This is a genomic window from Mesorhizobium sp. M0060, assembly GCF_040323155.1.
In the GTDB taxonomy this organism is placed as follows: Bacteria; Pseudomonadota; Alphaproteobacteria; order Rhizobiales; family Rhizobiaceae; genus Mesorhizobium.
On the sequence record NZ_JAMYUP010000017.1, the window covers coordinates 129,746 to 140,344 of the forward strand.

The window sequence follows — 10,599 nt, forward strand, 5'->3', positions numbered from 1 at the left end:
GGTTCATCCCTGCGGTCGCAGCACGATCCGTCCGGCCTGTCCATCCGCCACGGATTGATAGGCCGCTGCCGCGTTAACCAGCGGGAATGTTCCGGCAATGAAGGGCGGCCGGTAGTCACCATCTTCGAAGCCAGGCCGCAGCCCCTCCAGGATGGCGCCGGCAGCGGTCAGGTCCAGCTTCAAGGTATCCACGCCGAAAATCCGGCTCTCATTGTGATAGAAGCCCGCGACGTCGAATGTCACCTCCCGCTGACCGGTCGCGCTTATCTCGATAAGGCGTCCCTGCGGCGCGAGGCAGGCCAACGATGTGCCAAACATGACGCCCCCCACGGCATCGAACACCAAGTCTGCGCCTCTGCCGCCGAGCGCATCACGCACGGCGGCTGCAGTGTCCGATGCCCCGGCAATGAATGCGTCCGTTGCCCTTGCGATTGCCGAGGCTAGGTCGGGGGCGGACCGATCCACGCCAACGATCTTGCTTGCCCCCATGCGCCGCGCGATTTGGGCCACGGCACTCCCGACCCCACCACCCGCCCCAATGATCGCGAGTGTCTCGCCGCTGCGCAGCGCGCCCGCATCCACCAAGCCGCGATGCGCTGCAAGGTAGTTCACGCCGACCGATGCAGCCTCGTCGAAACTCAATCTTTCCGGCTTGCGGCGCAGGCTGGCGACAGGAACGATGATGTATTGCGCATGGCTTCCGTCGCGGGTGAATCCGGCATTGCCGCTGCCCCACACGTCCATGCCGATCCATTCATCCGGTCCGACCTCCACGACGCCCGCGAAATCCCGTCCCGGAACGCGCGGCAGGGTGGTTTGCGACATCGCACCCGCCACGTTCTTCACGTCGCTCGGATTGACCGAAGCGGCTTCGACCCGAACCAGCGCCTCGCCATGGCCGGGCTTAGGGTCAGGAATGTCTGCGACCACCAGCGCATCGGGTGCGCCGAAGCGGGAGAATGTGATTGCTTTCACGACGGTGACCTTGTTCGAATGCCTGCGCGCCGGGGCGGTTGCCGGGATCAGGTGAGCTTGTAGGATTTTGCCCCCGTCCCGACGAGCATGCCACCATCACGGCGAACTAGCCCTTGCCGAACGGCAATGCGATGAATGTCTGCTGTTCGCCGCGCTCAATCAGCAGCAGCACCGACTTCTTGCTGGATTTTGCCGCGGCACTAATGGCCTGACTTGTCTCCTTCGCAGTCTTCACCGGCATGTGATTGACCGCGACGATGACGTCGCCCAATGCAATGCCGGTGGTGGCTGCCGGCTGGTCGGGATCGATCCCCTCCACCACGGCACCACGCACGCGCGAAGACACATTCAAGGCTTGGCGAACGGTTTGATTGAGGTCACCAAGCGCTAGACCGAGTGTTGGAAAACTGGAATGCACCGGCTGCGAAGAGTTGGTTGCGGATATCGGCTTGACACTGTCGTCGTTGCCGCCAATGACCACCGACAGCGCAACTGTCTTCCCATTGCGCCAAACGGACAGCGCCTCCCTCTTTCCCGGTACGAGATCCGCCACAGCTCGAGACAGGGTCTTGGGCTCCTTGATGGTTTGGCCGGAAAATCCGGTGATGACGTCGCCGGTCTCGATGCCTGCATGGGCGGCAGGCGATCCATCGCCGACATGAGCGACCAATGCACCTTCGGGCGTTGGCAGGCCGAGGGCGTTTGCGAGGTCCGGTGTGACCGGCTGCATCACGATGCCGAGCAACCCATGTTCGATCGAACCGCTTTTCACCAGCTTGGCGACGATCTGTTCAGCCTCATGGGAAGGGATCGCAAATCCGACGCCAACGCTGCCGCCATTGGGCGAATAGATCGCGGTGTTGATACCCACGACAGTGCCGTTGGTGTCGACAAGGGGCCCACCCGAATTACCGTGGTTGATCGGTGCGTCGATCTGCAGGAAATCGTCGTACGGACCACTGTGAAGATCGCGCCCGCGGGCGGAAACGATTCCCGCAGTGACTGTCGTTCCGATGCCGAACGGATTGCCGATCGCCAGAATCGGGTCACCTGCCCTAAGCCTGTCGGAATCACCCCAGGCAATAGTGGGAAGGGGCTTCCCAGCCTTTACCTTCAGGACCGCGAGGTCCGACTTTGCATCTCGGCCGACAAGGGTTGCCGGGAGCTCCGTTCCATCGTCAAGCGTCACCTTGATGTCGGAAGCTCCGTCGATGACATGGTTGTTGGTGACGATGGTGCCATCTGAACTGATAATGAAGCCGGAGCCGAGGGCCTCTGCCAATTGCGTCGCTCCTTGCGGCGGCGCCTTGGGCGCCGGGATACCCCGATCGTCGAAGAATTGAGGCAACTGCTCGTCGGACGGCGAGCCGCCGTCGGAAGACTCGGTTTGGTCATCGGGCGCCGGTGAAGCTTTCATGATCGAGGTGATGGTCACTACCGCCGGCTTATCGGCCGCAACGATCGGAGCATAGGAGGTGGTTGAAGCAGGAGTGGCGGAGGCGACCTGGGAGGAGCCCGTTTCCGTATCGGCGAAGCTCGCGTTCAGAGCGACCCCAACGGCGAAGGGCGCCACTACCACAGCGGAGAAAAACAGCACGGCGCGGTGCCTGCGAAGGACGTTAGAAATTGACATGGTCGCGATCCGTGCGAGGCCTTGATCCAGGCGCCGTGGCGTGTTCTTCGTGCGGAACCGTCTATCCGGCGTATGGCCGATCGGACGCGCTAGCCTCGCTGGCGAGCTTTCGATCAAGCCGATTTACTTAAGCTATTGCTGGTTAGTTCTGAATTATACTTTTCGTTGCAAGACTACGTAGGTTAACTTGCGGGCCGATGCAGCGTTTTTCAAGAAAATTTGATCATCGATTGTGGAAGTGCATCCTCGCTGGAGGCCGTTCCCTTTCGTCCCGCACAGGGCTTCAGTCAACTCTGGCCACGTCAGCTGCTTGATCTGGAATCAAAAGCACGTGGTAGGTTATGCCCTCGCACTGGAGCAGGTAGACGGTCTGATTGGGGGTGGACTCAGCTTCAATGCGCTCCGCTGAGCTTGGATTTTTGCAAGCGAAGCCTTGGCTTCGCACCTGGTCGGCCACGATGGTCGCCACGGTGCCCTGGGCAGTGGCAGTCGCGACAGTACCGGCGAGACAGATCGATATGATAACGCCGGCGCTGGTGGATGGAATCCACAACAATTCTAGATTGCAATCCATTTGCAGTCTCCTTGTTATTTTCCGCCGCAAACTGCGACGGCCAACAAACCGTGGCTTCGACCTTGGAATGGGTCCGGTTGTAGACGGTCACATCGTGGCCAGCTTTCAACAGGTTCGCAGCCATCGCCGCGCCAACCGCCCAATCCGACGTTCATTTGCTTGCTCCCCAGGCCGCCTTCCATCATGCTCAGCAGCAAAATACCCGCAGGTTTGTGCAAAGGCTTTGCCGCCTTTGCGGCGGCTGGTCCGTCCTTGCGGTTATCACCCCTTGGGTTCGCAGAGCGTACCCATCGGTGGACGTGGTGCCAGACTGGCGGTCGCGACTGATGTTCAGCGGACTGGGATGAAATCGGCCGGCCTGGTGCGCTGGGGGATCCACGCATTTCAGCGTCACCCGATGCTGCCCGCCCAGTCGCGGTGCCCCGTCAGCGACGGCCGCTGACTGGCGAGCCGGGATTCGGTCAGCGTATCCGTGCGATTATGCGGTTGGCCAGCGCCGCATAGTCATCATCAAAGTGATGTCCGCCGTCCATCATGACGACGTCGGCGCCGCTGCCGGCGAGTTTGGCGCAGACGCTTTCGTCGTCGTCCGCACCGTAAACGCATTGAAGGATCGACGCGGGAATTTTCGCAACGTCGGGAAGTGTCGGGTGCGAAGTGTCTCCGTCCATTCCGAGCCAGCCGCTGACGTCAAACTCGAACTCCGCCGAAGAACTCAGCGCCAGCAAAGAAATCAGGGAGACGCGATTCCTTTCTGCCGGAGGCAATTGGTTGTAAGCCGCAGGGAGCGCGTCAGCCCCGAACGAATAGCCGATCAATGCTACACGCTGGACCTTCCAGGTCTTGGTGAAGTGCTCAATGATTCTGGTCAGGTCCGCGGCGATCGTCTCGGGCGGCTTGCGCGTCCAGAAATAGCGCAGCGAATCGATCCCGACGGTTGGCACGCCCGCTTGCGAGAGCGCTACTCCCACTTCGCTATCAATGTCGCGCCAGCCTCCGTCACCCGACAACACGATCGCCATGGTGTCGTGACTGGCCACTGCAGGAAGCACGGCCATCGGTAGATCTGCCAACGCATCGCCGGCCGGCGCAGCCGATTGCGTGAGAGCGTGTTCTACAGCAGCAGTCAACGCCATCGTCTCCCCCGCTGCTGTGACATGATCGATCGGAAATCCTTGGGCGATCAAATCGGAGACGTGGGCCTGCCCTGCCGGATCTGCCTTCGGCGTCTGGACGACGGTGATCGGTGCGGGCAGCGTGCCTTCCTGCAGGCCGTAGATCCAGCCCTGCCCGTTCGCGGCCCGAAGGTGAGGAGCATCGCTGCAGAGCTCCTGCGGAAGCGGCAAATCCGCCTTTGGATCGACGGCGACTGCACGTCCGATCGTCGCGTCCGGCGACTGCCCCATGATTGCCATCACCATCGAACCGCCGGCGCCGGTCCCCGCAATGATGGGATTGAGATAGGTCTGCGCGCCAGCAGAGCGTTGGATCAACTGACTTAGCTCTTCGATATCGGAAACGAAATAGACGCAATCGGACTCCGATTGCACTTTGGCAAAGCTCTTGCGCAGATCGATGCCGACCACCAGCGCGCCGGCCGCCGCGAACTCGCGAGCGGTCTGAGCATCACCCACGGTGTACCCGTCCACGCCTGAGAAGAGGAACACTATGCCTTTGGCAGCCTGTTGCGGCTTCACAAGGTCGGCGATCGCCAAGGTATCGGTATCGGGCAGCGGCTCGGGGCGCATCCAGTACACGGTGAAGGCGGTCGCGCCGATGGTCGCTGCCAAGCCGAGGCGAAACCACAGGGGCCTCACTTGGAAATCACTCCGCGAATTCCGCCGCCGATCAGGACCGTGACGTCGGCGATCGCGAGCAATGGACTCAAGCCGCTGGCCACCGCCATGTAGCGGGCCGTCCAGATCGGATCGAATTTGTTCTTGAAGGCACGCAGACCCCGAAAGTTATAGAACGCTTTTCCGTGGTCATAGGCGGCTCTGCCGACGCGGTGCCAGATCGGTGCGGCCGGATTCCCGGAGAGCCCGGCAAGGGGCGCCATGCCCAGCGAAAACCATTTGTACCCCTCTTGCTTGAAATGCATGAGCAGGCGCGCGAAGAGGACTTCCATGCTGCCGTTCGGCGCTTCCGGATCGAAGCGCATGAGATCGACCGTCGCTTCCTGCTTCTCAGCCGTCGTCATGACATTGGCGAAGGCGAGGATGCGGCCCTGCCGCTTCAATACGGCGACTGGCTGAGTGGCGATGTATCCGCGCTCGAAAGCGCCCAGTGAAAAGGCCTTCTCGCGCACCGCGTGCTCGGCGAGCCACGCTGCGGAGACGCGCTCAAGCTCGTCCATCGATTCGCCGATACGGTCGACGGGCAAGAGCTCGAACACGATGCCGTCACGTTCGGCCTTGTTAAGCGCCGTCCGGATCGAGGCGCGCCGGGAACCCTTGAGATCGAAGGACTCCAGCCCGACCCGCGCCTCCTCTCCGAGCTTGAACGCCGAAAGGCCGGCATCGGCGTATATGGAAAGGCTCTCCCCCGGCACTTCGTAGAACACTGCGCGCCCCCCATGCCGCCTCGCCAGCTCGACGAAACGCCAGACCAATTCCGAATGAGCGGCGGGATTGCCGATTGGACCGTACAAGGCAACCCACGAACGCCCTCGTTTGCGGTACATCAGGAAGGCGTCATCATTGGCGGAAAAAAGCAGGCTCTTGTCGCTGGTCCGCACGAGATTGGCATCTGCCAGGGGCTGGTTGTCGATGATCGAGATGGCAGCACGTAGCTCGTCCGCAGTCGGTCGAGCGCTTCGGCCCGCCGGCGCGCGGGTCAGCAGCCAGACAGCTGCGCACCCGGCGCTCAGGCCGACGCCGAGCAGAGCCCGGAGGCTTCGTGGTGCGGTTGCGGTGAATTCGAACTGCCACCATAGCTCATGCGAATAGCCGACGTCCTTGTACACGAAGAACAATATCGCCAGGGCGAGCGCGAGGATGGTGCCGACGCAAAGCCACCATCCGGGAGACAGCCTATCCTCGATGAGCGAGGCGGGCCGGCTGAAGATGTTGCGGGTCGACAAGAGCGTTACGAAAAGGATGGCAAGCAGCACTGCCTCGCCGACCTCAAAGCCCTTGACGAAGGCGAGCACGATCGAGCTCGCCGCAAGCACGACCGTCAGCCACCACGCGCCGTCGAGCCGATGCACGAGCCCACGACCGGCCAGGATCATGAGGAGGCCGAGAATGCTGGCAATGAAGTGACCTGCCTCGACGACCGGAAGCGGAAATGCGGATTGCAGCCAATCCAGCTTCTGGCCGGAAGCGGGCGTGGCACCCGAGAAGACGAGCATCGCACCGAGCACCACGGCAAAGGCCGACAGAACGAGCGGCACCAGTGCTACCGTCCCCCGCGCGAGAGCCGAATTCGCCACTGCTGCGCGCCTGACCTCCGTGACCGCGAGGACGATCACCGCCACCGCCAACGGCATCACATAGTAGATCACGCGGTAGAGAACCAACGCTCCCACCACTCCATCGAGCGACACCGTAGTGCCGAGCGCGCCGAGGATGACTGCCTCGAAAACACCGGCACCGCCAGGTACGTGGCTCAGTATGCCGAGCGCGATTGCCACGGAGTAAATGGACAGCATCGAGGGGAAGTCGATCGCACCAGCAGGAAGCAAGACCCACAAGACAAGCGCCGAAGCAATCAGATCCGAAACTGTCGCGGCGAGTTGCAGAGCCAGCGCTTTCGGACCTGGAAGAGCGACAGTGCGCCCGAAAACTGTCACCTGCTTCGGACCGACCGTCGCTGCGATGAACACCGCGCTGACGAAAAGCAGGATCGCGATAGCGGCCACGCGCACCGCAATCGCCGGCAGGCCGACCAGCGCAGCAAGCTTTGCGTCTGCCATCAGGAGGCCAAGCCCGGTTACGAACAGGAGACCGAAGCCAAATGCCGCCGTGACATATCCGACGATGCGCGAAACGTCCTCCGGCGACACACCGAGAGGCGAATAGAAGCGGTAACGGATCGTTCCGCCGGTCAAGGGACCGAAACCGGCTACGTTACCTACTGCATATGCGCAGAAGCTGGTCAGGGCCACATAGTTGAACGGCACCTTATGCGGCACGAGGGCGAGCGCTTGCCGGTCATAGATCGAGAGGGCAGCAAAGCTGAATGTGGTGAAGAGCAACGAGAGGCCGATATTCAGCCATGAAGTGTCTTGTATCGCAACGATGAGGTCGTCGTAGTTGACGTCGACCAGAATGCGATTGAGTGCCAGCACCGCAAGTGCCACCACGGCAACCACAGCCAGGGCGAGGAAGCGCGGACGGTTGCGCCTCCAGAAACCGCCTTCTTCGACTTCGCTAACGCCTTCGTTGGCGCTTTCCACGTCGATGCCGATCGACCGAAGTTCTTTCAACTCGGCATCCGCGGCTCGAAGCGACGCGGACTTGTCTACTTCGCTCGGTGCCAAGAATGCTTCTTGAGCGTTCATCGAGCGGAACATGCGATGTCTTGCATACATCCGTTGGGCGCGCCACGGCTGAACGCGACGAGCATTCCCGCTTTCGAGCGCGTCCGGTTGTGGGGCGTCACGTCATGAGGGCCTTTCAACAGGTTCGCTGCCCTACCGAGGCCAATGCGTCTTAGTTCGGTGAATCCGAGTCTCATTTCCTTACCTCGCTTCTCGGCATGCAGGGATCAGGAACGGCAGGCTAGCGCGCATGCCGCTGATGCCCCAAGCGTCGCGCCAGCCAAGAGTGCGCTCAAAAAGTCGACCGATCAGGCCCGCCATCAAGGGACATTTGGCGCTTATAAATGCCGGTTTGTCGAAAGGCTTTGTCTCGGTTGCGGCGGCTGGTTTCTTCTTGCGATTATCAGCAGGGGTTCGAATATGTCCGACGGTCGGCCGAGCGCGGGATGCATGGATCAGGATTCTGTTTGTGCGCCGATGCCCTACCCCGCTCCGATTTGCGGTCGCCATGGCCAATCACGAAAAGGTCCGGGCAACCGGAATTGGTGCGGATTGTTTGCCCGCGGAGCTTCAGCTTCGTCGCACCAACAAGGTCCACGATATGGGACCTTTGACCTTCGCCAAAGAGCTAGAAAGTGCTGCAGAGTCGAAAGTCTCCGTGCGCAGGTCGATCGTAAGGGAAAGCTTCCCGCAGAATAAAGTCTCATTGGACGATGACGACAATCAGTTCCTCGCCGCCGGCGCCTTCGCCATCTGCGTCGGCTGAGTCACGGGCAGACCCTCGTGATGCGATTGCAAGGCAAACTGAAACGTAGCGCCCGGCCCCTCATTGCGCGATGTCCACAACGTGCCGCCGTTGTCCTCGATGATTGAGCGGCAGATCGACAGCCCCATGCCCATTCCGCTGGGCTTGGTCGTGAAGAAGGCGTTGAAGAGCTTGTTCACGTTCTCGGGCTCGATGCCAACGCCCGAGTCTTCGACCGCGACAAGCACCTGGCCGCTATTGTCCAGTTGCGACCGGACCACCAGCTCGCGTGGCCGGTCGGTGACGGACGCCATGGCCTCCATGCCGTTGACGATCAAATTGATGATCACCTGCTGCAGTTGCACGCGGTCACCGAGCACGGCCGGCAGCGTCGGCGCCAGGTCCAGGTGCAGCGACGCCCGATGGCTGATCACCTCCTGCTGCACCAGCGGGATCACCTCGCTGATCGCATCGTTGATGTTCAGCGCTACCTTCTGGGTTTCGGTCTTCCTGGAAAGCGCGCGAAGTCGCTGGATGATTTCGCCTGCCCGCTTGCCATTGTTGATCATGTCACCAAGAGCCTCGCGCACCTCGGCCAGGTCCGGTACCTCACGGTCGAGCCATTGCAGGCACACCTCGCCATTGGTGACGATGGCGGCGAGCGGCTGGTTGACTTCATGGGCGATCGAGGCGGTCAGCTCGCCCAAGGTTGTCACGCGCGTGACATGCGCCAACTCCATCTGCGATTGCCGCAGCGCCTCCTCGGCCTGTTTGGTTGCAGTGACGTCCGTCACCGCGCCAACAAACTCGATGTTGCCCGATGCGTCCTTTACCGCGTGAGCCACGGCGTGGACATACCTCAATGAGCCATCCGGCATCAGCAATCGATATTCATGATCGAAATCCTTCCCGTCTCTGGCCGCCCGGTCGACGGTCTGTTGCACGGAAGCACGATCGTTCGGATGGGTACGCTGAACGACCATGTCGATGGTGGCCGAAGGAGCCTTGTCATATCCAAAGATCCTGAATGTCTCATCCGACCAGATGATCTTGCCGGTGGCGATGCTCCAGCCGAAGCTGCCGGTGCGGCTCAATCTCTGCGCTTCGGTCAGATAGGCCTGGCTCCGCCGCAGGGCATCTTCGGCGCGCTCGCGTTCGGTGTTTTCCCGTTGCACTTCAAAATAGAGGCGGGCATTTACCAACGAAATCGCGGCCTGCGAGGCCAGCAATTCCAGCACCGCCACCCGGCTCGACGTGAAGGCGTACGGCGTCAGGTTGTTCTCAAGATAGAGTACGCCGACAAGCTTCGTTTGTTTGACGACGGGCAGGCAGAGGACGGACCTGGGGTGCTTTTGCCGGACGTACTCGTCGTCCGAATACAAGTTGCTGACCGAAGCGTCATCAAGGACCACGCTCTCCCGTGTCCGGATCACGTAGTGAAGCGCGGATCGGGGGAGTGCCAACGGATTTACGGCCATCTCTCGAACAGAGACCTCGATTCTGCCGTGGCTGGTGATAGCCTCCGCCACGATCTGCGGCTCGCCGCCCCTCAGTAGAATGAGCAGGCCACGCTCGGCGCCTGCATGCTCGAGCGCAATCGTCATCAGGGTTTCAATGAGCTTGCCCAGGACGATCTCGCCGGACACCGCTTGCGAGGCCTTGACGACCGTACCGACGTCCAGCTGCTCGATGGGGGCGCCAAAGGTGGCGGTGGGAGGCTGCCGAGCCGATTCCTCGCGGAGGTGCGGGTGCAATCGCTCGAGCCGCTGTACCTTGCCCTCGGCACCCCAGCGGAGATAGCAGTACCTTGCGTTCCGCAGATAGGCGTGTGCTATCGTCTCCAAGCCGCGCGCCGCGCAAAACCGCGCGGCGAGCTCGTGGGCCAGCCCCTCGTTCTGCACGAAACCGTTCTCCCGAGCCGATTGAATCGCCTGCTCGTACAAGCGCATCGCATCGGCGTCTCGCCCTTCCAGGCGCGCAATCTCTGCGCCTACCAGTGCCGCGCGGTTTGCGAAGGTTTCCGGACAATTCTTCGCCCAAAGCGCAATCTGCTTGTCGTGAGCTCTCAGCGCTTCCAAATGCGGGGGCCGCTCCTCGGCTGAGGTCGTATCGCAACGCGCCGCCCGAGCAAGTGCCCCGTAGAAATGGTATTCAGCCAATTCGAATTGAGTCGGCGCCGTCCAAAGCAG

Annotated in this window: 7 protein-coding genes and 1 pseudogene; 1 reads left to right on the forward strand and 7 read right to left on the reverse strand. The window is 61.5% G+C overall.

The annotated features are described in order from the left end of the window. Positions 1-3: 3 nt before the first annotated feature. The 6 genes and pseudogenes from NKJ94_RS18420 to mprF form a co-directional block, all read right to left on the reverse strand. Positions 4-975, reverse strand: a complete 972-nt coding sequence (locus tag NKJ94_RS18420) for a quinone oxidoreductase family protein (protein ID WP_352526937.1) — start codon at positions 973-975, stop codon at positions 4-6. 106 nt (positions 976-1,081) lie between these two features. Continuing rightward, a complete protein-coding gene (locus tag NKJ94_RS18425) occupies positions 1,082-2,608 on the reverse strand; it encodes a DegQ family serine endoprotease (protein ID WP_352526938.1) in 1,527 nt (508 codons plus the stop codon). A gap of 283 nt (positions 2,609-2,891) precedes the next feature. Further along, on the reverse strand, positions 2,892-3,182 hold the full coding sequence (locus NKJ94_RS18430) for a hypothetical protein (RefSeq protein ID WP_352526953.1): 291 nt from the start codon (positions 3,180-3,182) through the stop codon (positions 2,892-2,894). 31 nt (positions 3,183-3,213) lie between these two features. Then, positions 3,214-3,306 (reverse strand): annotated as a pseudogene (locus NKJ94_RS18435) (NAD(P)-binding domain-containing protein); the annotation flags it as partial. Between the two features lie 337 nt (positions 3,307-3,643). Continuing rightward, positions 3,644-4,972: a virulence factor family protein gene (locus NKJ94_RS18440; RefSeq protein ID WP_352526939.1), complete on the reverse strand. Its 1,329-nt coding sequence runs from the start codon at positions 4,970-4,972 to the stop codon at positions 3,644-3,646. Between the two features lie 23 nt (positions 4,973-4,995). Next, complete coding sequence (gene mprF / locus NKJ94_RS18445) at positions 4,996-7,611, reverse strand: bifunctional lysylphosphatidylglycerol flippase/synthetase MprF (RefSeq protein WP_352526940.1); 2,616 nt, start codon at positions 7,609-7,611, stop codon at positions 4,996-4,998. 562 nt (positions 7,612-8,173) lie between these two features. Between mprF and NKJ94_RS18450 the strand changes: the two genes are divergently transcribed. Next, entirely contained in the window at positions 8,174-8,431 is a 258-nt protein-coding gene (locus tag NKJ94_RS18450) for a hypothetical protein (protein ID WP_352526941.1), read from the forward strand. Here NKJ94_RS18450 and NKJ94_RS18455 read toward each other — a convergent pair. Beyond that, on the reverse strand, positions 8,389-10,599 hold a 2,211-nt coding region (locus tag NKJ94_RS18455; protein WP_352526942.1), incomplete at its 5' end, for an ATP-binding protein. The two genes, NKJ94_RS18450 and NKJ94_RS18455, sit on opposite strands and share 43 nt — an antisense overlap.

Coding starts and splice junctions, on each gene's coding strand:
- NKJ94_RS18425 (WP_352526938.1), bottom strand. CDS start 2,608: ATGTCAATTTCTAACGTCCTTCGCAGGCACCGCGCCGTGCTGTTTTTC.
- NKJ94_RS18430 (WP_352526953.1), bottom strand. CDS start 3,182: ATGGATTGCAATCTAGAATTGTTGTGGATTCCATCCACCAGCGCCGGC.
- NKJ94_RS18450 (WP_352526941.1), top strand. CDS start 8,174: ATGGCCAATCACGAAAAGGTCCGGGCAACCGGAATTGGTGCGGATTGT.